This is a genomic window from Rhodoplanes roseus, from assembly GCF_003258865.1.
Taxonomy (GTDB): domain Bacteria; phylum Pseudomonadota; class Alphaproteobacteria; order Rhizobiales; family Xanthobacteraceae; genus Rhodoplanes; species Rhodoplanes roseus.
In genome coordinates this window covers 1-247 of the sequence record NZ_NPEX01000943.1, presented here as the reverse complement: position 1 = coordinate 247, position 247 = coordinate 1, and the positions used below count along the sequence as shown (strand labels likewise).

General features: G+C 63.2%; 1 protein-coding gene. It reads right to left on the bottom strand.

From position 1 onward, the window contains the following. Positions 1-247, bottom strand: a 247-nt coding sequence (locus CH341_RS33110; RefSeq protein ID WP_146604821.1) for a GNAT family N-acetyltransferase, incomplete at both ends; no start/stop codon positions are given.

The following is a 247-nucleotide window of genomic DNA, read 5'->3' as shown; positions in this document are numbered from 1 at the left end:
AGCGCTTCGTAGAAACCTTTCGCGGTCGCGTTGTCGCCGCGAATGAGAAGGTTGAGCTTCCAGATGCCTTTTGCGGCCAGCCAGTCCTCCGCCGCCGCCATCATCTCCCGGCCGAAACCATGACCGCGCCAGTCCTGGTCGGTCGCCACGTAATAGACCGTGCCGCGGTGCCCGTCATGGCCGACCATCACGCAGGCGGCGATCGTATCTTCTTCCGCCAGTCGACCGACGAGAATCGTGCTTGCAG